General features: G+C 48.5%; 30 protein-coding genes. 17 read left to right on the forward strand and 13 right to left on the reverse strand.

The window, feature by feature from the left end; genetic code table 11:
- Together ACXJJW_RS09055 and ACXJJW_RS09060 are read right to left on the reverse strand one after the other, a co-directional pair.
- A partial coding sequence (locus tag ACXJJW_RS09055) for a UPF0175 family protein (RefSeq protein ID WP_456475420.1) occupies positions 1-209 on the reverse strand: 209 nt, incomplete at its 3' end.
- A 50-nt stretch (positions 210-259) separates the two neighbouring features.
- Positions 260-754, reverse strand: coding sequence for an SAM-dependent methyltransferase (locus ACXJJW_RS09060; RefSeq protein ID WP_456475421.1), 495 nt, complete (start codon positions 752-754; stop codon positions 260-262).
- Positions 755-830: 76 nt separating this feature from the next.
- On the opposite strand from ACXJJW_RS09060, the gene ACXJJW_RS09065 reads away from it, so the two are divergent.
- Positions 831-1,193, forward strand: a complete 363-nt coding sequence (locus tag ACXJJW_RS09065) for a hypothetical protein (protein ID WP_456475422.1) — start codon at positions 831-833, stop codon at positions 1,191-1,193.
- 27 nt (positions 1,194-1,220) lie between these two features.
- Here ACXJJW_RS09065 and ACXJJW_RS09070 read toward each other — a convergent pair whose 3' ends face one another.
- Positions 1,221-2,093, reverse strand: coding sequence for a universal stress protein (locus ACXJJW_RS09070; protein ID WP_456475423.1), 873 nt, complete (start codon positions 2,091-2,093; stop codon positions 1,221-1,223).
- 10 nt (positions 2,094-2,103) lie between these two features.
- Complete coding sequence (locus ACXJJW_RS09075) at positions 2,104-3,435, reverse strand: ArsB/NhaD family transporter (RefSeq protein WP_456475424.1); 1,332 nt, start codon at positions 3,433-3,435, stop codon at positions 2,104-2,106.
- Between the two features lie 158 nt (positions 3,436-3,593).
- Here ACXJJW_RS09075 and ACXJJW_RS09080 point away from each other — a divergent pair, with 158 nt between their 5' ends.
- The 6 genes from ACXJJW_RS09080 (at position 3,594) to ACXJJW_RS09105 (ending at position 10,339) form a co-directional block, all read left to right on the forward strand.
- Positions 3,594-5,396: an SLC13 family permease gene (locus tag ACXJJW_RS09080; RefSeq protein WP_456475425.1), complete on the forward strand. Its 1,803-nt coding sequence runs from the start codon at positions 3,594-3,596 to the stop codon at positions 5,394-5,396.
- Positions 5,397-5,400: 4 nt separating this feature from the next.
- The gene (locus ACXJJW_RS09085) at positions 5,401-6,243 is read left to right on the forward strand and encodes a universal stress protein (RefSeq protein ID WP_456475426.1); all 843 of its coding nucleotides are present in this window, start codon (positions 5,401-5,403) and stop codon (positions 6,241-6,243) included.
- Between the two features lie 82 nt (positions 6,244-6,325).
- Entirely contained in the window at positions 6,326-8,422 is a 2,097-nt protein-coding gene (locus tag ACXJJW_RS09090) for a V-type ATP synthase subunit I (RefSeq protein ID WP_456475427.1), read from the forward strand.
- Complete coding sequence (locus tag ACXJJW_RS09095; protein ID WP_456475428.1) at positions 8,412-8,885, forward strand: ATP synthase subunit C-like protein; 474 nt, start codon at positions 8,412-8,414, stop codon at positions 8,883-8,885. The genes ACXJJW_RS09090 and ACXJJW_RS09095 overlap by 11 nt, the downstream gene beginning before the upstream one ends.
- Positions 8,886-8,895: 10 nt before the next feature.
- A complete protein-coding gene (locus ACXJJW_RS09100) occupies positions 8,896-10,050 on the forward strand; it encodes a V-type ATPase subunit (protein WP_456475429.1) in 1,155 nt (384 codons plus the stop codon).
- 46 nt (positions 10,051-10,096) lie between these two features.
- Positions 10,097-10,339 carry a hypothetical protein gene (locus tag ACXJJW_RS09105; protein ID WP_456475430.1) on the forward strand — a complete coding sequence of 81 codons (243 nt, stop codon included), beginning with the start codon at positions 10,097-10,099 and terminating at the stop codon, positions 10,337-10,339.
- Here ACXJJW_RS09105 and ACXJJW_RS09110 read toward each other — a convergent pair.
- The 4 genes from ACXJJW_RS09110 to ACXJJW_RS09125 form a co-directional block, all read right to left on the reverse strand.
- Positions 10,332-11,087 (reverse strand): universal stress protein, encoded by a 756-nt coding sequence (locus ACXJJW_RS09110; protein WP_456475431.1) that lies wholly within the window; start codon positions 11,085-11,087, stop codon positions 10,332-10,334. The genes ACXJJW_RS09105 and ACXJJW_RS09110 overlap by 8 nt on opposite strands.
- A 4-nt stretch (positions 11,088-11,091) precedes the next feature.
- Positions 11,092-12,816 carry a SulP family inorganic anion transporter gene (locus tag ACXJJW_RS09115; RefSeq protein WP_456475432.1) on the reverse strand — a complete coding sequence of 575 codons (1,725 nt, stop codon included), beginning with the start codon at positions 12,814-12,816 and terminating at the stop codon, positions 11,092-11,094.
- Between the two features lie 207 nt (positions 12,817-13,023).
- Entirely contained in the window at positions 13,024-13,479 is a 456-nt protein-coding gene (locus ACXJJW_RS09120) for a universal stress protein (protein ID WP_456475433.1), read from the reverse strand.
- A complete protein-coding gene (locus ACXJJW_RS09125; RefSeq protein WP_456475434.1) occupies positions 13,476-13,766 on the reverse strand; it encodes a winged helix-turn-helix domain-containing protein in 291 nt (96 codons plus the stop codon). The genes ACXJJW_RS09120 and ACXJJW_RS09125 overlap by 4 nt, the downstream gene beginning before the upstream one ends.
- 73 nt (positions 13,767-13,839) lie before the next feature.
- Between ACXJJW_RS09125 and ACXJJW_RS09130 the strand changes: the two genes are divergently transcribed.
- The 7 genes from ACXJJW_RS09130 to ACXJJW_RS09160 all read left to right on the forward strand — a co-directional run bounded on the left by ACXJJW_RS09130 (position 13,840) and on the right by ACXJJW_RS09160 (position 19,236).
- The gene (locus tag ACXJJW_RS09130; protein ID WP_456475435.1) at positions 13,840-14,133 is read left to right on the forward strand and encodes a DUF8036 family membrane protein; all 294 of its coding nucleotides are present in this window, start codon (positions 13,840-13,842) and stop codon (positions 14,131-14,133) included.
- Between the two features lie 145 nt (positions 14,134-14,278).
- Positions 14,279-14,779: a universal stress protein gene (locus tag ACXJJW_RS09135; RefSeq protein ID WP_456475436.1), complete on the forward strand. Its 501-nt coding sequence runs from the start codon at positions 14,279-14,281 to the stop codon at positions 14,777-14,779.
- A 14-nt stretch (positions 14,780-14,793) separates the two neighbouring features.
- A complete protein-coding gene (locus ACXJJW_RS09140) occupies positions 14,794-15,393 on the forward strand; it encodes a hypothetical protein (protein WP_456475437.1) in 600 nt (199 codons plus the stop codon).
- A gap of 13 nt (positions 15,394-15,406) precedes the next feature.
- Positions 15,407-16,474, forward strand: a complete 1,068-nt coding sequence (locus ACXJJW_RS09145; RefSeq protein ID WP_456475438.1) for a sulfite exporter TauE/SafE family protein — start codon at positions 15,407-15,409, stop codon at positions 16,472-16,474.
- A 12-nt stretch (positions 16,475-16,486) separates the two neighbouring features.
- On the forward strand, positions 16,487-16,954 hold the full coding sequence (locus ACXJJW_RS09150) for a universal stress protein (RefSeq protein WP_456475439.1): 468 nt from the start codon (positions 16,487-16,489) through the stop codon (positions 16,952-16,954).
- Between the two features lie 153 nt (positions 16,955-17,107).
- Positions 17,108-18,235, forward strand: a complete 1,128-nt coding sequence (locus ACXJJW_RS09155; RefSeq protein WP_456475440.1) for a cell wall-binding repeat-containing protein — start codon at positions 17,108-17,110, stop codon at positions 18,233-18,235.
- A 98-nt stretch (positions 18,236-18,333) separates the two neighbouring features.
- Positions 18,334-19,236, forward strand: coding sequence for a sulfite exporter TauE/SafE family protein (locus tag ACXJJW_RS09160; RefSeq protein WP_456475441.1), 903 nt, complete (start codon positions 18,334-18,336; stop codon positions 19,234-19,236).
- Here ACXJJW_RS09160 and ACXJJW_RS09165 read toward each other — a convergent pair.
- The 5 genes from ACXJJW_RS09165 to ACXJJW_RS09185 form a co-directional block, all read right to left on the reverse strand.
- The gene (locus ACXJJW_RS09165) at positions 19,233-20,603 is read right to left on the reverse strand and encodes a TrkH family potassium uptake protein (RefSeq protein ID WP_456475442.1); all 1,371 of its coding nucleotides are present in this window, start codon (positions 20,601-20,603) and stop codon (positions 19,233-19,235) included. The two genes, ACXJJW_RS09160 and ACXJJW_RS09165, sit on opposite strands and share 4 nt — an antisense overlap.
- Positions 20,604-20,641: 38 nt before the next feature.
- The gene (locus ACXJJW_RS09170; RefSeq protein ID WP_456475443.1) at positions 20,642-20,923 is read right to left on the reverse strand and encodes a hypothetical protein; all 282 of its coding nucleotides are present in this window, start codon (positions 20,921-20,923) and stop codon (positions 20,642-20,644) included.
- Between the two features lie 228 nt (positions 20,924-21,151).
- Positions 21,152-21,427 (reverse strand): amino acid permease, encoded by a 276-nt coding sequence (locus ACXJJW_RS09175; protein WP_456475449.1) that lies wholly within the window; start codon positions 21,425-21,427, stop codon positions 21,152-21,154.
- Between the two features lie 206 nt (positions 21,428-21,633).
- On the reverse strand, positions 21,634-21,792 hold the full coding sequence (locus ACXJJW_RS09180) for a hypothetical protein (RefSeq protein WP_456475444.1): 159 nt from the start codon (positions 21,790-21,792) through the stop codon (positions 21,634-21,636).
- 281 nt (positions 21,793-22,073) lie between these two features.
- Entirely contained in the window at positions 22,074-22,211 is a 138-nt protein-coding gene (locus ACXJJW_RS09185; RefSeq protein ID WP_456475445.1) for a hypothetical protein, read from the reverse strand.
- 170 nt (positions 22,212-22,381) lie between these two features.
- Here ACXJJW_RS09185 and ACXJJW_RS09190 point away from each other — a divergent pair, with 170 nt between their 5' ends.
- The 3 genes from ACXJJW_RS09190 to ACXJJW_RS09200 all read left to right on the forward strand — a co-directional run.
- Entirely contained in the window at positions 22,382-22,990 is a 609-nt protein-coding gene (locus ACXJJW_RS09190) for a nucleotidyltransferase domain-containing protein (RefSeq protein ID WP_456475446.1), read from the forward strand.
- Positions 22,987-23,529 carry a HEPN domain-containing protein gene (locus tag ACXJJW_RS09195; protein WP_456475447.1) on the forward strand — a complete coding sequence of 181 codons (543 nt, stop codon included), beginning with the start codon at positions 22,987-22,989 and terminating at the stop codon, positions 23,527-23,529. Before ACXJJW_RS09190 ends, ACXJJW_RS09195 begins: the two co-directional genes overlap by 4 nt.
- 154 nt (positions 23,530-23,683) lie before the next feature.
- The coding region (locus ACXJJW_RS09200) for a twin-arginine translocation signal domain-containing protein (RefSeq protein ID WP_456475448.1) at positions 23,684-23,889 on the forward strand (206 nt) is incomplete at its 3' end.

Here is a 23,889-nt window from a genome sequence, read left to right on the forward strand (position 1 = left end):
AGGGACATCTCACACCTTTCTGCCGCCTGCCAGAGGGTTATCTTTCCCTGTTCGTACTCCTTTAGACTCTTTTCAATCAGCCACTCCTTCACAGCTTTTGTGAGGAACCTTCTGATAACTGTGGACCTGTCCATTCCTTCTTCTTTTGTTATCTCGTCAATCTTTCTTGCAAGTCCATTATCAATCCTGGTGGTGACAGTGACGGGCATATCCTATACCGTATTAAATTTAATCATTTTAATATTTAAACATATCTGTCCTAAAACCCCTCGCCCTTCTTGAAAACAAACATCATTGGCTTCTCTTTGTAGGTGCGCCAGCCGCGCACAAAAAACTCAAAGCTCGCCACGCGGGTGCCCTTTCGAAGCTCCTTCTCAAGCATGGGCCTGAGAACCTCGTGCATATTGAAGTTCAGGTATATTGCGACGACGTCCGCATTGCGCACCACTGCTTTGCTTTTCCCGCCGAGATGCGCCCAGAACTCAGGGGCGAAGATATCCCCCTGGATTATCTCCACCCTGTCCTCAAGACCGCGCCTCTTAACCTCCTCTTGCGCCTCCCTTACCAGATCTGCATCCTTCTCTATCCCCACGCAGCGGGCGCCAAATTCTTCTGCTCCAACCATGAGTATATTCCCCTTACCGCAGCCCAGGTCGAAGAGAACCTCGCCCTCTTTGAGTTCTGCCAGGGATAAAAGCTCTCTCGCCTTTTCAGCTGGCGTAGGATGATAGGGTACCGTGGGCAACTCTGCCATTTTTCTGCCTCCAAGGTTTAACAGGTTAAGATAGTTTAGCTAACTTTGGTAAGAAAAAGTTGAAGGAGGCGCAGAAATGCCACTCAGGGAGATAAACAGAATAGAGAGTCAGGACGAGATGTACATAAACTTCACCATGAAGAACCAGTACGACATAAGACCTGGAGACGTTCTCGTCTTCGAGGCACGCCGTCACTTTGATGAGAGAAAGAGGTTAATTCAGGAGATAAACCAGACCTTCGAGGTCAAGATAGCCAATCCCAGGTGGATAAACTTCCCCCGCGATTTGCCGGAGTTTCACGAGAAGTACAGGGTGAAGTTCGAGGATTACCTGGAGGTGGTCTACATCCACTTAAAGCGGGGCGATGAGGTTGTGGAGATATTTCCGGGGGAGATGAAGGAATACCTGGACTTTGACCCGGATAAGGAGGAGGACTAAACTCTTTTTACCCTCCCTTTAATCATCTCAGGGCACATACGGTTTTGGGAATAGAACCACAGGCACCTTGGAGAAGGACGCCACCTTCCGCGAGACAGAGCCCATAAAAAAGCGCGAAATTCTCCCCTTACCTGTCATCCCCATGAATATTATATCGGCATGCTTCTTATCACAGTACTCAATTATTGCATCCGCCACATCGCCATGCTTGATATGAACAACCTTTGGTATCACCTCAGGAGCGGCATCGGCAACGATGTTCATAACCGCATCCATTACAACCTTGTGTTTGTAGATGTCCATTTCACCAGTCCCTGAAGGGATATCCTTTTTTGGTCTTTTAACCTCTTCTTTTACATTTTTGTGGATTAGCACGATGTAAATTTTCTTAAAATTGTATGTATCCCGCCTCTTACTTATCTCATATAGTGACTTAAAAGACTCATCGGAGCCGTCTACCGGCACCAGGCAGGTGTTGAAGCTCTTTTTGATATGACCTACGAGCATCACCGGCTTTATAACCCTCGAGAGAACCCTCTCAACAACAGTTCCCAGCTTGTCCGAAGGACTGAAAACTCTGGAGCGCATAATCAGCAGGTCGTTTTTACCCGCCTCCTTTAAAATAATCTCATCGGGTACGCCGTAGAGAAGCCTTGTTTTTACAGAGATTTTACATCTATGGGCCTGTCTCTTAGCCTCTTTTAGAATATCCTCCCCTCTTTTTGTCATGTATTCCGTCATGCTCTCAGGCAACTCACTAATCCAGGTGTGCTTCAGCGGAGTTTCGTCTACAACGTGAAGGAATTCCAGAGAACTTCTGGTGTGACAGGCGAAGTTTATGCTTGTTTCCACCAGAGGACTTTTTTCGTCAGAAAATTTTATGGCAGCGAGTATCTTCATTTTCTCCCTCCTATATTATAAAGGTTTTAATATAAAGAATTATGCCAGCGACGGAGACTGAAATAAGTGTTACAGGTACACCATACTTCAGAAACTCCTTGAAGGTTATCGGGTACTCCATTCTTTCGCTTATTCCGGCGACAACCACATTGGCAGAGGCCCCTATCAGAGTACCATTTCCGCCCAGGCATGCACCAAGAGCGAGGGCCCACCACATTGGGTTGGTTCCGAGCTGGGCTATCTGTGACGCAAATACCGGGTCTGAGCTCATGGTGTAAACAAGAGGGACCATGGTAGCTGTGAAGGGGATGTTGTCTATTATTGCGCTTGCAATTGCTGATACCCAGAGTATAATGAATATTGCAACTACAAGATTTCCACCGGTCAGTTCCACAGTGGCCCTGGCGGTTTGCTCTATTAAGCCAGCCTCCTCCACGCCTTTAACTATCACAAACAGGCCCGCAAAGAAGAGCAGTACGCTCCACTCCACCTTGCGAAGTACCTTATCGGGATGCTCAAAGCTCAGAAAAAGAAGAAGGACTGCTCCAAGCAGTGCAACAGTAGAAGGTTCAAGGTTAAGCGCAGAGTGCAGGAAAAAGAGGGTTATCACGAAGGATAGCACAAATATTGACTTTTTGAGCAAATCATAATCCTTAATCTGTTCTCTCTCGTCCATTGCCAGTATTTCATCAATATTTTCTGGTTTTTGTGATAAGTAGGTTTTAAATCGGATTTTCAGAAAAGCCATTATAATTATAAAGACGATTATAATTATCGGCCCGAGGTTTACAATAAAATCATTGAAACTTAGACCTGCACCGCTGCCTATTATTATGTTTGGAGGGTCTCCTATCAGAGTTGCAGTGCCGCCTATATTCGAGGTGAGAATCTCGGTTATCAGGAAAGGTACTGGATTAAGTTTCAGACTGAGGGTTATGCTTATTGTGACAGGTGCAATCAGTAGCACAGTGGTGACATTGTCCAGAAAGGCCGAAAGGAGTGCGGTGGTGCTGGCAAACAGGAGCATAATCTTCCAGGGGTCCCCTCGAGAGAGTTTTGCTGTTTTAACAGCAATATATTCAAACACCCCCGTATCTTTCAGAATTCCAACAATTATCATCATTCCGAGAAGCAAACCTATTGTATTCCAGTCTATTGCCTCCACCAGAAAATGCATCTCACTGGAATAGGTTTGACTGTCGATAAGCTTAAAGTGAGGTCCAAGGGCTATTATCAGGGCGGCACCGCCCATGGCAGCGACAGTACGGTGTACCTTTTCTGTTACTATCAGTGCATAGGATACTAATAGCACTGCTGCTGCAAATAGTTGCGGTGTATCCATTCGGACCTCCTTAACTGGTACTTTTCAGAGTAATTTGAGACCACTACATGAAAAAACCTTCGACAAAACTCTCGTATTTACAGGCATCCTATAAAAAGGTAAACTTTAAATATAAGTGGAATTTAACATTGGACGGGCGTAGCCATAGAGGTGGAACCATGGAAGAAGCACATGCTGTTGATCACAGAGGTTTGCTGTCACACAAAAAATTCTGGACTCTTTCTGGATTTGCTCTTTTTATTGCAATTCTTTCTTTTCCCACGCCAGGAAGCCTGTATGAGGTTGTAAGAGAGAACGAATATGCCGAAAGGATGTTTGTTGATAAGAAGATAGTGGGCAATGCAGAGGATTTCCTCTACTTTTACGAAATGGGCAGAATAGATCTGTCAGAAGAGGACAGGGAGACAATAGATAAACTTCTAATGAAGGCCGAAAACAAAGAAGAAACGATAAAGCTGATAGATGAGAGAATACTTTCAAACAAAGAATGGCGGGAGAAGATAGCAAAGAGTGATGCCTGGTTGGACCATGTTGCCAAGGAGGCTGCTTTTAAGGCAAAAGTTGTGATTGCCCTGGTACTGCTTGCGGTTGTTTTCTTTGCCACGGAGGCTGTGCCCATAGGTGCGGCAGCCATGCTAATACCCCTGGCGGGTTATGTTTTTACCCTTGACGGCCCTACCGCCAGCGACATAGCAAAGAATTTTATGGGAGATGCGGTTTTCTTTATTCTCGGTGTGCTGGCCCTCGGCTATATAGTGGCTGAGGTGGGGCTGCACAGCCGCATAGCTGCTTCTATTCTTGGATGGGCGCATGGGTTCAGGGGGCCTATTTTTGCGATTGCAATAATAATGCCGATTGTCGGCGCTTTTATTTCTGCACATGCGCTTGCTGCTTTTCTCGCTCCAGTGATGGCAAGCATATATTATGGCTCAGTGAGGGCCGCAAGTAAGAAAGGCGAGGTTGTGCACGACCCGGTACTTGCCAAGATGCTTCTTCTCACCCTGACATGGGCGATGAACGTTGGAGGTGTTGGCTCTCCGGCGGCGGGAGCAAGGAATGCTATAATGCTTCAATATTTTGAGCATTTTGGTGTGCAGATGAGCTTTGCCCAGTGGATGATGTATGGTCTGCCAATGGTACCGGTGCTTGGCCTGGCAGTAGCCCTCTATGCTATGACTGTGTTCAAGCCGAGGGTAAGGAATTTGACACCTGGCATAGAGGCGATAAAGGAGGATATTAGAAGGCGGGGACCAATGAGCACAAATGAGAAGCTGGTAGCAGTGATACTGGTAATAACAATCGTTGGCTGGATTTTTGGTGAGCTCTTTGAGATAGGTGGTATGGGAGCAGCGTCGCTGTTTGCAATGCTCGCCCCAGTATTCCTGAGGATAGTCAACTGGGAGAAGATGCTGAGAGGCATCGCCTGGGATGCCTGGTTTGTGTACATTGGTGCCCTGGGCCTGGGGGCATTCATGAAAGAAACCGGCGCAGCGCTCTGGATAGCCCGGAGCTTTATGGACCTAATCTCAGGCATAGTGGACCCTCAGGGTCTGGTTCTATGGGTTTTTGTAAGCCTGCTCAGCGGGATAATAACCAACTTCATGAGCGATGCGGCCACAACAGCTTTACTCGGCCCAATAACAATACCCATGGGGATACTGAGCGGTAATCCAGCTGAGCCGTGGGCGGTCGGCTTGGCCACAGCCTTTGCAACCAGCTTTGCCCATGTGCTTGTCATAGGCACCCCCAATAATGTTATAGTATACGCCCTGGGGAGATATCCTGATACTGGGGAGCGAATGCTGAGTGCCAGCGACTTCATAAAGTATGGGATGGGAATGCTGCTGCTGAGCCTGGTAATAATGTGGATTGTTACTTTTGTACTTGTTTTCAGTATAGTGGGATTCCCGGAAGGTCTTTTGGAAAGGGCTGTGGAAACTATAGGAGTTGCAGGAGGTTGAGGTGATGAAAACAAAATTCTTGCTGGGTGTATTTCCTGCGGAACACCTGGGGTCTCTTTTAAGAGTTTCGAGGCAGGTGATTAAGGCTCTGAATGGGGAGGTCACCGCCATGTACATAGCACCTGAGGTGCCTAAAAGGTACTTTTCACTGCTTCATATTCCAGCAGGGCCAAGTGGCGAGACCATAGCAAACATGTTTGGTGTTGACTGGGTTGCAGATAAGGTTTTTGACAGGGTAAAACAGGCTTTTGAGGACCATGGCATAAAATGTAAAACCAAGTACATTGTGGGAGACCCCGCCAGGGAGTTGATCCATGAGATTGAGACTGGCAACTATGACTTCGCTGTCGTAGGCACCGCAGGGGCCACTGGCATACAGCGTACTGTGCTGGGGAGCGTCTCGGGCAAGGTAGCTGAGTATTCTCCCCAACCAGTGCTCGTGGTTAAGAGGGATGTGGAGATAAAGAAAATTCTCGTCTGCACTGACGGCTCCACCCTCGCGGAGTGTGCTGTTAAGATAGGTGCCTACCTTGCCAAGAACCTGAACGCAAAGTTAACTGTGCTCTCAGTGACGAGAGAAGAGGAGCTGAAGGAGATAGCAGATATAAATGCTGAGAAAGGCAAGGAGATAGCAGAAAAATACGATGTTGAGGCAGAAATCCTTGTGAAGATAGGAAAGGTGAGGGACACCATCCTGGAGGAAAGCGAGGATTATGACCTTGTGCTCCTCGGCTCTCGTGGTCTTAGCAAGCTCCAGCGCCTACTTATAGGTCATGTCTCCCTTGCTGTGCTGACCCACGCAAATACAAATGTGTTTATAGTGAAAAGCTGTCCCATGTTCGAATAATTGTTTCTGGGTGAGTATATGCCAAAGCCTGCAGGAATTAAGAAGATAGGTTTACCAAGGAGCATACTTGAGAGGTGGACTGATGCTTTATCCTGAAAGGATGCAGAAAATAGCTCTTGTGGTCCATAGGTCAGATTTATCCTCTCTTGTAGCGGAGCTGCATGAGGCAGGGGTTTTGAAAATCAGGGAGATTGACCCTGATATAGCGGCCATTACCCGGAGGATGTATAAACCACTGAGCGAGGCAAAGCTTTCCTCACTGCACGTGAGGTTGCGCAGGATTCTGGATTTCTTAGAGCAGGTCAAGAGGGTTAGAGATGAAGAAGAGGGGATACTGCTCAGACTGCGTGGGACATCCGCAGAAACTGCTGCTAAGAGGGAGGTGGAATACACCACCCCTGAAAGGCTTGCCTCTAAGGCGGAAAAGATTATTGAGGTCATTGAGGGAGAGGTAAAGGAGCTGGAGGAGGAACTGGACACCGTCAATGAACAGATTGACAAACTGGAAGAGTATCTCAATATCCTGAGAAAGCTCGAGCCACTGAAGGTTGAGCTTCGGGACCTTTTATACAGTTATACACGGACAATAGTGAGAGTGGGTGTTATACAGGAGTTATACATTCCTGAGTTAGAAAAATATGAGACCGATGAAATAATCTTTCATATTGAGAGGATAGATGATAAGCAGAGCCTTATACTTGTCCTTGCCCTTAAGGAGAGGGAAGAGGAGCTCAATGTGCTTCTGGAGCGCCTTCGATTTGAACAGTTGAAGATTCCTGAGCTGGAGGGCACCGCAGAAGAAGCCCTCAGGAGTGTAAAAAGGGAACTTGAGAAACTCAGGGAGAAGGAAAGAAAGCTGCTGGATAGGGTATACCTGCTGGCAAAAGAAAAGGAAGAGGATCTTCTTGTGATCGGGGAGGAGCTGGATATTGAGCTCAGACGATTTGGCGTTTATCCACTGTTCCATAGGACAGGTAGTACAGCTGTGCTTGAGGCATGGGTCCCAGAGAAAAACATTGGAAAGGTTGAAGAAATCGTAAGAAGAGAGACCAAGGGTGCTTTTTTGCTTGAGAAACTGGAATTTGCAGAGGAGGAGCCACCTACTCTGCTGAATAACCCCTCGCCAGTGAAGAACTTCGAAGCCCTCACTGAGATGTATGGAATGCCGAGGTACAATGAGGTTGACCCCACCCTATTCTTTGCTATCTTTTATCCCCTTATCTTTGGTTTTATGCTCGGAGACGCTATATACGGTTTAATACTTGCAGCCCTCGCTTACTTAACTTGCAGGCTGATTCCAGGTTTAAAGGGACTGACAAGTATACTGCTTTTTGGTGCCCTGTGGTCGGTGCTCTTCGGTGTGCTGATGGGCAGCTACTTGGGCGATTTTATGCCCCGCATCCTTGGCCTGGATATCTCTGCCCCCTGGGTGAATCCCTTTGGTGTGGAGGAGTCTATGCTTATGGGGCATCCCATCAGCCCGGTAATGCTCATCCTCGTGGTCAGCGTGGTTTTCGGCGCCCTCCACATGAATATAGGGATACTCATATCCCTCAAAGATTCCCTAATGCTGAAAGAACACAGGCGTACTGCGGGAGAAATTGGAAAGTTAATCCTCGAAATAGGCCTGCTGCTGGTGCTTTTTAAATTCTTCGGGGTTAAGGCGATCACCGATGAGATGTTTATGATGGGAATAAAGTTGGTTGCTGTTGGAGCTGTGCTCCTGCTTATCCAGACAGGTCCACTGGGCTTATTCGACACAACAGGTTTTCTTGCAGATTTAATTTCCTACTCCAGAATCCTTGCTCTGAACATGGCCACCGGTGGCTTGGCACTGGCGGTTAATGTTTCGGCAATTATTATGGGCTCTCTCATGGGGCTTGTTCCTCCTGGGGGTGAGGTTGCAGGTGTGGCACAGATTATAATAGATAAGATAACCAGCAATCCGCTGATGCTCATCCCCGCCCTTGTGTTCGTGGGGATTCTCCTTGTGGGTCACATCGCATGCCTGGCAATTAACACCCTGGGAGGAGCTATTCATACCTTAAGACTTCACTATGCGGAATTCTTCTCAAAATTTTATGAAGGCGGTGGGGCAAAGTATCTGCCCTTCCATGCCTTGAGAGAAAGGACAGTTCTTGTGGAAAAATCAACAGGAGGCGAAAAAGATGGTGGTTGAAACCTCAGAGGCGGCTCTTGCCATGGTTGGCATAGCCCTCGGTGTGGGAATAGCAGGATTCGGCTCGGCTTTAGGTGTGGGTATTGCGGGTGCCTCTGCTGCTGGAGCAGTGGCAAGCAACCCGGCGAACTTCAGCAAACCCCTGATACTCCAGCAGCTGCCCCAGACTCAGGGAATCTACGGTTTCCTTGTGGGGATATTTATACTGTCGGGGGCGATACTGAGCGGAAAGACGGTTACTCCTGAGATGTCCATCGCAGCCATAGCAGCAGGGCTGACAATGGGAATCGCAGGGCTAACAGCAATAGGTCAGGGAGTTACATGTGCCGGTGGCATAGGTGCAGTTGCCAAGAATGATGGAGTTTTTGGAAAGGTCATGGTCTATGGTATCATGGCAGAGTTCTTTGCCATTCTCGGCTTTGTGATGGCGGTGATGATACTGCTGAACGGCGGGCTGCTGTGAAGGTATAGAAATGGGAGTCTTTCAGGCGCTGGTAGATGCATTTGGTTTTAGCGGAGCAGTGGCTCTGCTCTCCTTCGTAGCACTCCTGATAGCGATATTGGTGGCGGTTCAGCCAGCCTCATGGCTCCTGTCCAGGGCGCCCTATATCTTCCCCGCCTCTTTTATAAGGGGCGAAGAGGGCAATATGCTAAGCAGACGCACTCTGGAAGAACTTACAGAGGCTGGGAGCCTTGAGGGGGCCATCGCCCTGCTTGAGAACACCAGCTATGCTCCCTATGTGAACCTTGAAGAAAACCTGGAGCTGAGCTTAAAGGTGTATCTGGCTCATGTGAATGAAGATGTGCTGAAGATTGCACCAGGTAAGGCAAGGGAATTTCTGGAAATTATGATAAGGGGCAGGTGGGACGTGGAGAATATAGTCTTTATTTTGACAGAGAAATTCTCCGGGCAGAGGATATTTGAACTTCCAGAAGACCTCATCCGCCTGGGAACTCTACCCAGAGATACCATAAGCTCTCTCCTGGAAGCGGCAGACGTGGAAGACGTGGTTTTAAAACTTGAGAAAACTGCGTACGGCGAATTTTTAAAGAATGGGTTAAGAGAATGGAAGGCCACCGGTGCTCTCTCCTCGCTGATAGAGCCCCTGTACGGGTATTACAATTCAAAGCTTCTGGATGCGGCTTCATCCCTCAGAGGAGAGGACAGGAGCATTACGAGGACTATACTGGGGATGAGGATAGATTCAAGGAACATCATCACCCTTCTGCGAATGAAGAACGATGGCATACCTCCTGAAAGTCTGGAGAAGTATCTGGTCCCGGGAGTAGAACTTTACGGAGAGGTCTCTCCAGCAGTGCTGGAAGAGAATGTGCAAGGAATCCTGCACCATCTTGCAGGGACAAGTGCCTATCCGGAGATGTTCTTCAGGGCAATCAGGAGTTATGAGAAGACTAGAAATCTTAATGATGTTGAGAGGATACTCGAAGCTGAGGTGTTGCGCCAAGTCGAGGAAATCTCATCCTCTCAGGTATTTAATATTGGCATTCTCCTGGCCTATTTACTGTTGAAGGAAGCTGAGATAAACCGGGTGAGAACTGCCCTGTTGGCCTTAAAAAATGGGATGAAGGAAGATGAGATTAAAAAGCTGGTCATGGAAGCAGTATAGCAAGCATCGAAGAAAATCAGGGACGATAGAAGTACGTATTCTGGGGATGAGTCTCTCCTATCAGGGATTACTGATTGGCGGATTGACCTTTCTCCTGATACTCGCGGGAGCTGCACCGGTCTATATTTCCCTCACCATCTTCCTTTTAATTGCGGGCATCTCCCTTGGCATGTTCTTTGTGTTCCGCAGCTTCCCATACCTGAGGAGATTCTATATCGGTAGCGCCTTAATTTCTACCTTGGTCGTCGCAACCCACATTATCTATCTCAGGGGGGTAAATCTTACCTGACAAGAAGCACATTTGTATCTGCCTTTTCCACAACGTGCAGTGAGACATGCCCCAGCAGGACCCTGTGGAGCTTGCTCAGGCCACGGGGGGCGAGAACAACGAGGTCACAATTTTTTCCCTCTGCGAGTATCGCCTCCCTGACATCACCTATTATAATCTTTTCCTCCACTTCAATTTCTTCCATCACTCTTTTTGCTTTTTCTATTGCCTTTTCTGCATATAACCTCTCGTCCTCATTCTTTGCCACCGAAAGGATTATTATTTTTCCATCAATACCTCTGGCAAGTCTCCCTGCAAACTTTGCTGCGCTAAGCGATGGCTCACTGCCGTCGGTACACACGAGTATTCTCTCGATATGCTCGCCCCTTCTGTAAATCAGTGTGGAAACATGGGAATACTCTGCAAGCTTCTTGGTGAGCTTTGTCTCCACGTCCCCGAATATCAGAAGTTCATAATCCCCCTTTTCAATCTCATCGAGCACCTGGGAGACCAGCTCGCCTCCGCGGCTCAGCTTCACCACATCCCTCTCCCCCAGCACCCGTGTTATATCTTCAAATACCTTCCTCTCCTCTTCTTTGTCCACCTTTCCGAGCTGAATGCTGAAAGGCGAGTAGTACTTCTGAGCAATATCGCTCCTCACGCATAGCGCAGTAATACTACCGCCGAGGGCAGAGCTGATTTCCTCAGCAACTTTCAGAAGTTTTTCAATCTCTGGATAGGGTGGACACACCAAGAGCAGTGTATTCAAAAAGTCACCTCCTCTCTTTGCACTCTCTGAACATATCTTCCTCACACCTCTTACATATATTTTTATCGAGGTATTTAAAGGCGCTGGAAATGGCCTCCTTCTTGGTCTCATGGACCTCTATGTGCTCTATTAGACCCGCCCGGGTAATTGCCCTGAGTGCCTCTTCATCCTCCAGATGTATCATCAAGAGCTTCACATTCTTTCTCTGCAGCTCCTCAACAAGGTCTCTAAGGGCGTCAACACCGGAGGTGTCGATGTAGTAAACCGCAGCCATATCGATGATTACACATCTCACCTCTCTGTTGATGTCCACTAGGCGGAGAATCTCATCTCTCATATGCTCGGCGTTCACATATATGAAGGGTCCCTCCGGCTTCAAGAGGAGCAGCTGTCTGCAGCCAGAGCTTTTTACCTCTGCACAGGCTACAAAGTAGCCTGTTTCCCTGTCCTTGGTGACAACATAAACACTGGTATGCATCGTCTTCCAGACATAAAGCGCCAGGGCGAGCACCACACCAACAATTATTCCGTCGTCAGGCTTTGCGATTATCGACACCCCAAAGGTTGTGAAGGCTACGATGCCGTCGTATTTATTTATCCTGTAAATCTCCAGAAGCTGCCTTGGCTGGAACAGCTTTATTACGGCGAGTATCACAATCACCGCCAGCATGAACTTGGGAAGGTAGTAGAACACGGGGGTTAGCACTGTTATTGAGAGGAGAGCAAGCACGCTGAAGATTATTATCGAAACGCCTGTGCGCGCGCCGCTTGCCCAATTAACGCTGGTGCCTGAGAAGCTGCCGCACACCGGGTAGCCCCTGAAGAAGGCGGTGACAATATTCGCCAGCCCCTGCCCAATGAACTCTCTGTTGAAGTCCACCCTCTGCTTTGTGTTGTAGGCTACAATTTTGGAGATGGAGTAGGTTTCAGTCATTCCCACTATGGCTATGACCACAGCCGAGGTGAGGAGTGCACCCAGCCTGCCCAAATCCCCTCCGGGAATCACCGGGGCAGGCAGCCCCTGGGGCAGACTGCCCACGAGCTCAACACCCCTGTCCCCTAGGTTCAGGAAATAGACCACCAGGGTGATAGGTATAAGAACAATTATAACCTCAGGAAGCTTCGGGTAGCGCTTATGCAGGAGTATCATGGAGGCAAATGCCACCAGAGAGAGGGCAAGGACCAGGGGGTTTGTTTCAGGGATGCCCTTGAGTATTTCCATGAACATCATGATTACATACTCCTCACGCGGGATATGCACCCCGAAGATATACTTCAGCTGCGTCGCTGTAATTATAAGCGCGGCTGCATTTACAAAGCCTATCACCGCCGCGTGGGATATTAGGTTTAGGATAAAGGTGAGGCGGAGCATGGCTATGAGCAGAATCAGGAATCCCACTATCAGCGAGAGCATGGCCGCGAGGGATATGTACTCCTGTGAGCCCGGCTCAGCGAGGGGTGAGAGGGCGGTGAATACAAGCACCGTCATAACACCCACAGGACCGGTGAATAAAAGCTTATTGCTTCCGAAGAGTATGGCTACAAGGGGCGCCACGAAGCTGGCATAGAGACCGTATATCGGCGGGAGTCCGGCAACCAGAGCATAGGCCATGGCCTTGGGTATCATACTCACGCCGAGGTTTATCCCTGAAATAAGGTCAAAATAGAAATATCTGGATTTATAGCCCTTCAGCCAGGAAATCGCAGGAATCACGTCTTCCAGATTCATTGTGCAATCACCTCATACTCAGCACGCACAGTGGGAGGAACAGAACCTAACCTTCCATGCACCTTATAAACACTAACCTTTGATTTCTGGGGCCACAAAACAAACGTTCCCATCTACCTCCTAGAGGAGTTTGGATAAAACAACCGGGAAGATGATTACCATTACCATATTTAAATTTTACTAACGCCATTGCAGAAATGTGCACGACTATTTATGCTTTGGCACCACGAGCACAGGTACATTTAGAAGCCTTCCCAGCTCGCTTATCAAACCCTCCGTGGTACTGCCGAGAAACATCTTGAAGAGATGGCTTTTCCCGGTGGGGGCGATGACTATGAGGTCGATGTCGCCGTGCTGATTCACATACTTTATAATCTCATCTGAGGGTCTGCCCCTGCCCTTTATTATCACACTCTCCACTTCTACGCCATTTTCCTCCCCCAGCTTCTTCACCCTGTCTATTATCTCCAGGGTGTCACTTTCTGTCTGCATCCTTCCCAGAAGCTCCCTCTTTATCTTAACCTTCCAGGTTTCCATGGAAATCTCCGGGTCGTACACATGGAGCGCAATAATCTTGCCTCCACACCTGCGGCAGAGCTTCACGGCATACTTCTCAGCAGCATATGCCGCCCAGGAGCCGTCTGTGGGTACAAGTATTTTCATTCTCTCCCTCCTGTGATCTTCTCATAAATTTTGAGAAACTCATCCCAGTGCTCCAGCATGTTGTCGGTGAGGAAGTACATCACAATGTAGGTATGTTCTGAGGTTTCGACTATCCCGTGCTTTAGCAGAATGTTCAGGTGATACCTTACAGTTGTGTAGTCCATCTTGAGCTTCTGGGCCAGCTGGTTGGCGTTGCTCGGCCTCTCGTGGAGCATCTTTACTATCTTTGCTCTCACAACCCCGCCCTTGGTCACACCGAAAATCCACCAGAGGAGCTTTTTATTCATGGTCAACTACCTGTTGCACAATCTATACAACAAAGCTTATATATTAATCCTCAACATCTATTTTCTGAAGGAAATGGATGACTTTATTCTTACTGCAAGGCTGGTGTTCAGCGTAATAAACCTTGCCATCCTCAGCGTGTTGGTTTACATCTTTTTTAAGCGTTACCTCGAGCTAAAGTCCACCTTCACACTGGGTTTTCTGCTCTTCGCCCTGGCGCTGTTCTTCAGAACCTTCTTTGCAGCACCCATCATAAAGGTCTTTGTCTTTGGTGTTGAGACCTCCAATGTGGTGGACCACTATAGGCTCATAGCAGATGTATTTGAAACCCTTGCGCTTTCTATATTCATCTACCTGAGCACCAGGTAGAGGGGTGCCTGCTATTTTGAGATGTGGGAGAGAGTTGGGAAAAGTATGGTACATCTTTAAGAAAATTTTCCTAATACATTTGGAAAATAAATAAATACTGTGCTGTTTTTAGTATAAATTAAATTGATTTAGGAGGATTTGTGCAATGGCCGACAAAAACGTGGTAATTGCAGTTACGGATGTAGGGGTTTTGAACAAGACCCTGCCCAGCATGGTGGAGTGGATGAAGAAGCTGAGTGGGAATGTCAGGGCTACGCTGCTCTATGTCGCAGAGGTTAATGACATGGAGGCAGCCACACCCGTGCTGGAGGAGATGAGAATTAAAGAGGCACAGCTCAGAGAGCTTGCGGAGGAGTTTGAACAGCATGGTGTAGAGGCAAGGCCAAAATTGAAGGCTGGAAGGGTCGCGAGTGAGATAGTGCAGGAGGCAAGGAAAGTGGGAGCCTTTGCCATACTCATGAGCACCAACGGCAGGAGCGGTTTTTCAAGGGTGCTTGCGGGGAGCATGATTGAAGAGGTGATAAGGCGCGCATCCTGCCCGGTGGTTGTGTTCAAGCCCAGGTTGCTGAAGTTCACCGATAAGATTGCACTCATCCTCTCTTCCAAGATTAAAAAACTCAGTGCAAGTGCGGCTGAGCAGGGATAAAGGAGGCGGTATGAATGGAGAGAAATGTTGTACTGGTAGTGAATACTGCCGTGGATTCTGGTGATTCCCAATCTGCGCTGGACTTTGCAGAGTTCTGTGCAGAGTGGCTTGTTGGGCATGCCAAGAGAGGCATGAAGAACAGGGCGACCTTACTCTATACTGTGAAGTCGCCTGAGGATGTTGAGAGGGCAAGAGTCCTGCTGGGTAGAGTTGTCCCGGTCTTTGAAAAGCGCGGGATAGAAACAGAAATCTGTGTGCGTGTAAGCCCAGTTGAGAACCTGGCCCGTGAGATAAATGCGCTTAAACCTGAGGTTGTCTTCTTCGCAGAATCAAAACTTGCAAAGCATCTCAAGAAGCACACACTCGGGCTGCAGGTGGAGTATCCCAATCCGAGGAAGAGGGAACTCAGGGTCTCCGCAGCCTACGGTGCGGCGGCTTTGCTGCTTTATGCTGTGATATTCGCATCCTTCGGGATAATTAAAGGTGTACTGACCCAGAAGGGCTTTGTTTCAGTGTTTCTGATTCTCGGCACAGTGCTTGCAGTGGCCTACATCTACGGCAATACCATTGCCCATGCTTTAAAGTACCTGGGCATCAAGCCAAAAGCGCACTGAGGAGGCGAGTTGAATGGGCGGATTCATACCACCACCCAGTGGATTTGAGGTCGATTTCATGGACCTGACCATTGCCAAGGCGTTGGCAGTGGTTCTCCTGGGCTTTATAGGCGGCACCCTGAGCGGCTTCCTGGGTAGCGGGGGCGCCTTCATAATGACCCCCGGCATGATGAACCTGGGTGTGCCGGGTATTCTCGCTGTGGGCTCAAACATAACCCACAAGTTCGGCAAGGCTATAGTGGGCTCGCGCAGCCATGGTGAGCTCGGGCACGTGGATAAAAAGCTTGCGATGATGATGGTAGTTGGTCTCCTTGCCGGTGTGCAGGTGGCGGTGAAGGTCAACTCTCAGATATTCGAGTCCATGGGCAAGGCTGCCTCCAACCTGTACATAAGTGGCATCTTCATAATAGTGCTCACAGCCATAACAATTGTTATCCTCAGAGACCTTCGTGGAGGCGAAAGGGAAAGCTCGGGAAACACAGAGCTTGTGGAAAAGATTCAGGGCATTAAGCTCCCCCCGGTGGTGCACTTCGATGTTGCCAGGATAACAATCTCCCTCTGGTTCCCCCTTCTGGTCGCCTTTGCCACGGGTTACCTCGCCGGTACAATAGGTGTTGGAGGCTTCATAGGCGTGCCTGCGATGATATACCTGCTCGGGATAAGCACCCGCGTTTCTGCGGGTACTGAGCTTTTCCTTGCCATATTCTCAGGTGCCTGGGGTGCGATAAACTATGCACTTCGGGGGTATGTTGACCTCCGCCTTGTGGTGCTCCTTTACCTTGGCTCCCTAATAGGCGTACAGCTGGGAGCAATAGCCACCGAGATAGTGGAGCAGCGCGTGGCAAAGCTGGCACTGGTGACGGTGATAGCCACCTCCGACCTGGGCAGGGTGGTAATGGTGCCGGAGTATCTCAGAAGGATGGGATACCTCAGTATGAGTGACAGCACCGGTAATGTGCTCAGCATGTTAAGCACGGCGCTGCTCTTTGGCGGTGCGCTGCTCGCGATAGGTGTGATTTTCAAGAAGGTCAGAGAGGCGGCTGCGGTAGATAGAAAAGCTAAGACGTTAAGTCACCATTAGGAGGTGATAGACATGAACATCTATTCACATATTCTCGTGGCCACCGACGGCTCAAAGTTCAGTGAGGCCGCGGTGTGCTATGCAATGCGCCTCGCCAGGGCTACGAAGGCGAAGCTCACAATTATCCATGTCGCCAATGTGCATGGCTACGTGGAGGTGCTGTGGCATGACATGAAGAAGAGGTACAGGGAGGAAGGAGAGAAGGTACTAGAGGAGGTGAAGGAACACTGCGATTTGGAGGGTATAGAGGCGGAGGCTCTGCTTGAGGAGGGCGTGCCCTACCTCAAAATCGTAGAGGCGGCGAAGCGGCTCCACTGTGACCTGATAGTTCTGGGGAGTCATGGTCATTCTGGGCTGGAGAAGATTCTCCTCGGGAGCGTGGCTGAGCGGGTGATAGGTATCTCTCCCGTACCTGTGGTTGTTGTTCCGCCAGATGTGGAAAAGCACCTGGTGGGGAATTTGAGGGGCAAGTTGAAGTAACAGACAAATTTGTTCTGTGAACAGTAATAAACCATTTTTTGTTTTTATTTGCCCGAGGTAACCATATTTTGAGATTTTTTTTGTATGCCCGAAGAACAGTGTTTCAGGATATTTTATGCCTGAATATGTTTAAATTCAATATAAAAGGAGGTGATGTGCGTGAGAGGTGTGTTGATTGCGGTGCTTACAATTGCAATGCTTGCCGTACCCACCTATGCGCAGGAGACCAATGTGGTGGTGCTTGTATCCGACAACCCCGCTGACCAGGCGGTGGCACAGCTTCTGGTGCAGAAGCTCAATGCTTCGCTTGTTGTTACACCCTGGGGTACCCTCAGCGATGAGGCTGTTGTAAAGATAGAAGCGAGCGGCGCAACGATGGTCTACGTAGTGGGCGGTCCTGTTGCGGTGCCTGATGTCGAGGTAAAGATAAAAATCACAGTGAAGAGAATCGCGGGCAAGGATAGATATGAGACCGCTGCTATGGCGGCGGGCATGTGGAATGAGAGCAACGAGGCGATTGTGGTTGAGGGTATGGATGAGCAGGGTATAAAGGAAGCGCTGAAGAAGGCGAAGGCCAAAGGCGTGCCCATCCTGCTGGTAAAGGATGATGAGGTGCCGGAAGGTGTCGAAAAGGCTATTGAGAAGCTTCGCGCAAAGAGGCTGCATCTCATACCCGCGCCCAATATGAATCCCATGAAGATTAAGGAGAGGTTCAGGGAGCATGGTGTTGAGGAGATTAATGAAACCCGTGTGGATTTCGCGGAGCGCGCTGCCGAGGCCTTGGAAGAGGCGAGAGAGGCAATTGCAGAGGCGGACTTCAATACCAGCAATGTAACAAGCGGCTGGGAACTGGCCGCAGCCAGGCTGCTGATGAACGCAAAGGAGCATCTGGAGCGGGCTGAGACTGCGTACAACGAAAGCAAATACGGCGAAGCCTTTGGCCTGGCGGTGGCAGCCAAGCACCAGGCAAAGGCCGCAAAGAAGATGCTTGAGCACGTAGCCCCGGGATACTTCAAGCTCCACGTGGATGCGGCTGAGAGGGAAATAAAGGAATACGGTCTGGAGAAGGCAAGGGAGAAGATGGAGAAGGCCATGGAGAGAGCTGAGAAGAGACTGGAGATGGTAAAAGAAAGAATGGAAAAGGCCAGAGAGAGAATGGAAAAGCGCACAAAGGCAGGAAAACAGGAGGACACTGAGGGCAAGTTTGAGCAGAAGTACAAGAATACCACCAACACCACTATTGAGCATGAAAGCATGCCAGAAAGCATGGGCGGGCGATGAAACGCCCCCCTTTCCCTTTTTTCTTCTAAGACACTTTTACTAGCAATTTAAATATATGTTGTGCCATATTTTTAATCTTAAATTAAGGAGGAGCTGATTTGGAATTTGCTCAGGGTCTTGTAAATGCATCGCCCTTCCTGGTGGTGCTTATTGGAGCCGGTGTGGGCTTTCTTGCAGGTCTTGTGGGGGTGGGAGGCGGCACCTTCATGGTGCCGAGCCTCGTGTACCTCCTAAACGTACCCATAAAGATAGCCATCGGGACAGACCTTCTGCAGATACTCGCCACCGCAAGTTCAGGGGCCTACCGTCATTTCAAGCAGAAGAGTGCTGACCCGCTACTCGCACTCATGATTCTGCTTGGAGCCGTTCTGGGCGGGCAGATAGGGGCGCATGCAAACAAGCTGCTTCCCGGCTCTACGGTTTCCACAATCTTCGGTTTCATGGTTCTCTTAGTAGGGGTGCAGTTTATTTTCTCCCACATCATAAAAAAATATGAAAAGAGAGGCATAGAGGCGCTGGAGAGGGAAATCGACCACATCAAACTCCTGCAGCATTTTGTCAAAGCCGGGCATACCGAGCCGCATGGGGTATTTCAGATATCACCTCTGAATCTTAAGAGGGTATTCCATGGTGATGTGTACACAATCAATATCCCCAGGGCGGTGCTCATAGGCCTTGTGGTGGGATTCTTCTCGGGTCTTATGGGCGTCGGTGGGGGTTTTCTTGCAGTACCCCTCATGGTGGGCATACTCGGGGTGCCAATGCACGTGGCGGTGGGCAGCAGCTTAATAGTGGTGATTGGAGCCGCCGCCTCCGGGGCTCTGGTCTACTGGGAGCAGGGCAATGTGGCGCCTGCAATGGCTGGATTCCTCCTGGCGGGAGGGATTCTGGGAGCTCAGGCGGGAGCCATAGCTTCAAAGAAACTGCCAGACATCACCCTGAGGAGAATCTTTGGTGCCCTCATGCTTATCATAGGTCTGAAGATGACCGGGATCATCTAGGTCTGTCTCCTTCTGAATGCACCGAGAAGCGTAAGCACCGGGATAATCTCCAGCCTTCCCAGCCACATGTGGAAGGCCATAACCACCTTCTCGATGCTGGTGTACTGGGTGAAGACCACAAGCCCATCGTTGCTCTGCGCCGAGGAAATCATAAAAAGTGAGCTCATTAAGTCATGACCCAGCAGCATGAAGATAAAGGTGCCCGAGGCTATGAAGAATATGTAGAGCAGTGCGAAGAGCAGCGTGGTAAATACCTCCTCATCGCTTAAAACTTTACCCTGGAGTTTGAAGGGCATCACCCGTCTTCGCGGGGAGGCGATTCTGCGGACATACCATCCCATTGCCTTGAGGATTATAACAAACCTTATCACCTTTATTCCTCCCGCGGTTGCGCCGTAGCTGCCGCCGATGATTATTAGGAAGAGAAGGTAGTACTTTGAAAGCTCGCTGAGGGAGGATATATCGATGCTTGCAAAGCCGGTGGTGGTCAGCGCAGAGACAGCGGTGAACACCGCATCTACTGCACTGATGCCGTCGAGGTAGAGGAGGAAGGAGAATAGCGCGATAATCGCCAGTATAGCCCTGACCTCTATGTTTGAGAGGAACTTCTTAATCTCTCCCTTAATTACGCGCTGATGAAGGGCAAAGCTCATCGCACCAGCCAGCATGAAGGGTATTGTGACAATCTTGGTCAATGGCGAAGCGGCGGTAAAACCCTCGTCGGTGAGTGAAAAACCGCCTGTGGATACTGCGGTAAGGGCGTGGTTTACAGCCCTGAACACGCCTTCTCCGCTCAGGTAGAGCACCAGTATCGCCGCCAGCGTGAGGTAGGAGTAGATATAGAAGATTTTGCGCGCCGTTCTTGCGAAGCTGGGCTCCAGGCGTTCACTTCTCGCCTCAGCAACATACAGCTTGGCTGCGACATTACCAGGGATGAACAGAGCCAGGAAAAGCACAATTATGCCTATGCCGCCAATCCACTCAGTCAAGCTGCGCCAGAAGAGCAGACTGCGGGGGAGCTGACTCGGGGTGAGTACGCTTATTCCGGTTGTGGTGAAGCCGGACATGGCTTCAAAGTAGGCATCCAGGAAGCTCGCTTTTGCACCTAACACATAGGGCAGACCTCCTATTAGAGCAATGAGCAACCAGCCCAGGGCCGAGATTATGAACGCTCTGCGGAGATTTAACTCCTTCCTGGGTGCGAACCTTCGGAGCAGAATCCCGAGCAGAGCGCATGCCAGCATGGGCAGAACAAAGGCGGGGGCGACGCTGTATTCGTTGAACACAATACTCACAAGAAGGGGCAGGAGCAGGAGGAAAGCCATGCTGAGGGTTATTGTGCCCAGATAGTAAAGCACTGTTATCATATTGGTGCCTCTTTTTCTATTTTTGCCCATCAGATACTTTATTTTTCTGGAGACTTGCCTTGCGATTTTTTAAATATTATATAAACAACAAAAGCGGCCGCCACAGATACGTATATGGACAAGATTTCAAGGAGAATATCCCTTTCGTGTTCTAAAAGATAGACAATCATTAAGACAATCGTGATTGTTATGAGGGAAATCGCAGCAAGCACGATACCCGGGTTAGCCTTGGTGACCCTCATCAACCTGAAGTTTGCAATAGCCACTGCAAGAGAGACAAGCAGGAACGTCATGCTTGAAAAGGCTACGATGGCTTCCAATCCCCCAAATATCAGGGAGAGGACAGAGAGGGCAAATAAAAACAGAAGAGCATTTTTTGGGGACGAACCTTTCTGTTTTCCTAGTAAGGATAGGTGGGAAGTATTTATCTCTCGCTATATCTGCCATCATCCTGCTCGCCCCGAAGAGTGTGCTGTTTATAGCCGAGGACGTTGCGAGCAGGGCAGCGAGGGAAACCACTGCGAAGCCGTATTCTCCAAAAATTGGCTTCATCGCCTCAGCCACGGCGAATCCTTTGCCCTTAAAATTTCCTCAAAGCTCAGAACCCCCATAACTGTAATCGCGAGTAGAATGTAAATCACAGAGACTATGCCAATTGAAAGGTAGACCCCGAGAGGTATGTTTTTCTCAGGCTCTCTGCTTTCCACAACCGAGTTAGTGATAAGCTGAAAGCCCTCAAATGCTACGAATACAATAGCACCTCCTAAGAATACCGAGGGAATGCCATGGTTGAAGAGGGGTTTGAAGTGCTCTGGGTTAACCAGAAAGAGCCCGGCAATCGCTGGATAGATAGCGGACTTCTGCTTTGCTCGTGAAAGATTTAAATAGTATGATTCATAGCATAATTCTATAAAAATATGGAATTGTGGTTTAGATGAAAAGTAAAGGCTTGCTTAAAAAACTCCACAGAGACAGGAAAGAGTTTGTTACTTCAGAGGATTTGGAAAAAAGCTCTGCGGCGACTTCTGCCTTAGCTATAAGAATACGTTAAATCCTCGCCTTCGGAACTTCTCCCGAATAAAACTCCTCTTCTGTTTTTGAACTCCGCCTTTTCAGCGATTTCTTTTCCGTTTACTTCTTTTGTCTTGATGTAGGTTATTATCCCGCTACCTCCGTATCCTTGTTGCATAATTTAATGCCCTATGTAGTCAGATTCCTCAGAAATCAAGAGGTTGCCATTCCCGTAATCTTGTTCTCCCTTGCGTCAAGGAGCTTCTTCTCAGGACTTATTTTATTCAGTGTTGAATACGTGGAGAATAAATCACATTGACAGCCGGGTTGAAGCAGCAGATGCTCTGCACTTGGCGACAGCTATAGAGGAGAAAGCCAATGTTTTCGTCACTCTTGATGAGAATCTGATAAATAACCATGCAATACAGAACAAGTTCAAATTAAAGATAAGGCATCCTTCTATGCTTTGATGCCTGCCCTTAGCTCTTTCACCAGCTCAACCGAACTTCCTTTATACTTGATAGCTCCCTTTACTTTCTGGTATCGTGCCTCAAGTTCAGGGTCCTTGAATTTAACTTCTTTTTTCATCCTGCTCACACTAATATTATCAATTATAACATATATATAAATATTTTTTATCCTGGAAAAGTAGACAATCACCGATTGTTCAGTGTTGAATACGTGGAGAAGGCAAGGCCTGTGAGTTTCTGTTGTTGAGAAAGCTTTAAAAAGATTATCTTTCAAAAGATAATACTATCTCAGGTGAGATGATGGACGACATCAGGCTGAAGATTATCGGGCAGTACGAGAGAAACCCTAAAGCAGTTTTCACAATAAACCAGATATCCAAGGCTTTAGGCGCGACTTACAGCCATGTCTATAAAAACATAATGAGACTTATTGATGAAGGCAGTTTGAAAAGAGTCAAGAAAGGTAACACTTCCTTGTGCTCGCTGAATTTGAAGAGCGACAGAACCCGGCTGATGTTAGCTATGGTTTCGCAGGAAACGAAGGACAAGTATTCAAGCAATAAAAAGCTCATCTCCAAGCTGATAAATGAGCTGATTGAATCATTGAAGTCGAAAGCTGATCTTAGGATGGTTGTCCTCTTTGGCAGCTATGCGAAGGGCACAGAGAGAGAGGATAGCGATGTGGATGTGCTTTTGATTGTAGACAAGGAAGATGTGGTGCATAGGGAGATCGGGACTCTTGAAATGAAATATGGGAAGAACATTAATCCCGTGATAGTGACTGAAGAGATGTTTGTGAAGATGTTGAGAGAGGAAAAACAGAGTGTTGCCAGGGAAGTGCTTCTGGATGGAATCGTGTTTTTTGGTTTTGAAAAATATTGGATGCTGGTGAGTGAGGGCATATGAAAACCAAGGAGTTTCTTGAGATGAAGCTGAGAGCCCTTGAAAAGAAGGAGCAGTTCCAGCGTGCAACGGGGATGCGGCGTCTCTCTGGGAATTATCTGGAAAAGGCAAGGCATAATCTTGTCACGACCAGGGCGTTGTGGGCGTTGTCTGAAAACGAGAATGTCAAGGAAGAGATAGGACTCTCTTCTGACTATGAAGGATATGACTGGGTTGTCGTTTCTTCTTACTATTCGATGTACCATGCTGCTCTCTCCGCGCTGGCCAGTATTGGCTTCAAGAGCAACAATCACATGGCAACAATTTATCTTCTGCACTATTATTTTGTTCTGAAGGGGAAGCTTGAGAGGAAGTATATTGATTATTTGGAGAAGGCACGAATTCTCGAGGAGAAGTATGTGGAGATGATTAAGCGGGCGAAGAGGACCCGAGAAGCGGCACAGTATTCGGTGGAAAAGAGCTTTGGCAGAAAAGAGGCCAGGAAGCTGATAAGCATGGCAACAGACTTTGTGAACAGGATAGATGAGATGCTCTCAGAATAACCCGACAATCGCCGAATATTAATATTTATAAATCTTTGCCACCAATAGATAATAACACAGCTCTGAGGTTGGCGGGTGTTAATCTCTCCAACCCTCCGGGTTGTAGATAATAACAAAGAATCAATACTTTATAAACAATCGAGGTGGAGTTGCCATGCAGGAGATTTATGATGCTGTCATGGACGGCAGGGACATTTCAAGAAGGGCATTTCTTAAAGGCACAGCTGTAGCCGGGCTTATGGCTCTCGGCGCAGGATGCCTTGGAAAATCAGATTCTCCTGGAAAAACACCATCCCACCAAAACATAGAGCCGCCCATTCCCTACTATGTCAACGGCAGGAAGATAGGCGAGTTCCATGT

The organism is Candidatus Pyrohabitans sp. (genome assembly GCF_054014795.1).

What these genes read in the sequence shown, in the direction of transcription:
- ACXJJW_RS09060 (WP_456475421.1), bottom strand. Translation starts at nt 754, where the DNA reads ATGGCAGAGTTGCCCACGGTACCCTATCATCCTACGCCAGCTGAAAAG.
- ACXJJW_RS09065 (WP_456475422.1), top strand. Translation starts at nt 831, where the DNA reads ATGCCACTCAGGGAGATAAACAGAATAGAGAGTCAGGACGAGATGTAC.
- ACXJJW_RS09070 (WP_456475423.1), bottom strand. Translation starts at nt 2,093, where the DNA reads ATGAAGATACTCGCTGCCATAAAATTTTCTGACGAAAAAAGTCCTCTG.
- ACXJJW_RS09075 (WP_456475424.1), bottom strand. Translation starts at nt 3,435, where the DNA reads ATGGATACACCGCAACTATTTGCAGCAGCAGTGCTATTAGTATCCTAT.
- ACXJJW_RS09080 (WP_456475425.1), top strand. Translation starts at nt 3,594, where the DNA reads ATGGAAGAAGCACATGCTGTTGATCACAGAGGTTTGCTGTCACACAAA.
- ACXJJW_RS09085 (WP_456475426.1), top strand. Translation starts at nt 5,401, where the DNA reads ATGAAAACAAAATTCTTGCTGGGTGTATTTCCTGCGGAACACCTGGGG.
- ACXJJW_RS09090 (WP_456475427.1), top strand. Translation starts at nt 6,326, where the DNA reads ATGCTTTATCCTGAAAGGATGCAGAAAATAGCTCTTGTGGTCCATAGG.
- ACXJJW_RS09095 (WP_456475428.1), top strand. Translation starts at nt 8,412, where the DNA reads ATGGTGGTTGAAACCTCAGAGGCGGCTCTTGCCATGGTTGGCATAGCC.
- ACXJJW_RS09100 (WP_456475429.1), top strand. Translation starts at nt 8,896, where the DNA reads ATGGGAGTCTTTCAGGCGCTGGTAGATGCATTTGGTTTTAGCGGAGCA.
- ACXJJW_RS09105 (WP_456475430.1), top strand. Translation starts at nt 10,097, where the DNA reads ATGAGTCTCTCCTATCAGGGATTACTGATTGGCGGATTGACCTTTCTC.
- ACXJJW_RS09115 (WP_456475432.1), bottom strand. Translation starts at nt 12,816, where the DNA reads ATGAATCTGGAAGACGTGATTCCTGCGATTTCCTGGCTGAAGGGCTAT.
- ACXJJW_RS09120 (WP_456475433.1), bottom strand. Translation starts at nt 13,479, where the DNA reads ATGAAAATACTTGTACCCACAGACGGCTCCTGGGCGGCATATGCTGCT.
- ACXJJW_RS09125 (WP_456475434.1), bottom strand. Translation starts at nt 13,766, where the DNA reads ATGAATAAAAAGCTCCTCTGGTGGATTTTCGGTGTGACCAAGGGCGGG.
- ACXJJW_RS09130 (WP_456475435.1), top strand. Translation starts at nt 13,840, where the DNA reads ATGGATGACTTTATTCTTACTGCAAGGCTGGTGTTCAGCGTAATAAAC.
- ACXJJW_RS09135 (WP_456475436.1), top strand. Translation starts at nt 14,279, where the DNA reads ATGGCCGACAAAAACGTGGTAATTGCAGTTACGGATGTAGGGGTTTTG.
- ACXJJW_RS09140 (WP_456475437.1), top strand. Translation starts at nt 14,794, where the DNA reads ATGGAGAGAAATGTTGTACTGGTAGTGAATACTGCCGTGGATTCTGGT.
- ACXJJW_RS09145 (WP_456475438.1), top strand. Translation starts at nt 15,407, where the DNA reads ATGGGCGGATTCATACCACCACCCAGTGGATTTGAGGTCGATTTCATG.
- ACXJJW_RS09150 (WP_456475439.1), top strand. Translation starts at nt 16,487, where the DNA reads ATGAACATCTATTCACATATTCTCGTGGCCACCGACGGCTCAAAGTTC.
- ACXJJW_RS09155 (WP_456475440.1), top strand. Translation starts at nt 17,108, where the DNA reads ATGTGCGTGAGAGGTGTGTTGATTGCGGTGCTTACAATTGCAATGCTT.
- ACXJJW_RS09165 (WP_456475442.1), bottom strand. Translation starts at nt 20,603, where the DNA reads ATGATAACAGTGCTTTACTATCTGGGCACAATAACCCTCAGCATGGCT.
- ACXJJW_RS09180 (WP_456475444.1), bottom strand. Translation starts at nt 21,792, where the DNA reads ATGCAACAAGGATACGGAGGTAGCGGGATAATAACCTACATCAAGACA.
- ACXJJW_RS09190 (WP_456475446.1), top strand. Translation starts at nt 22,382, where the DNA reads ATGATGGACGACATCAGGCTGAAGATTATCGGGCAGTACGAGAGAAAC.
- ACXJJW_RS09195 (WP_456475447.1), top strand. Translation starts at nt 22,987, where the DNA reads ATGAAAACCAAGGAGTTTCTTGAGATGAAGCTGAGAGCCCTTGAAAAG.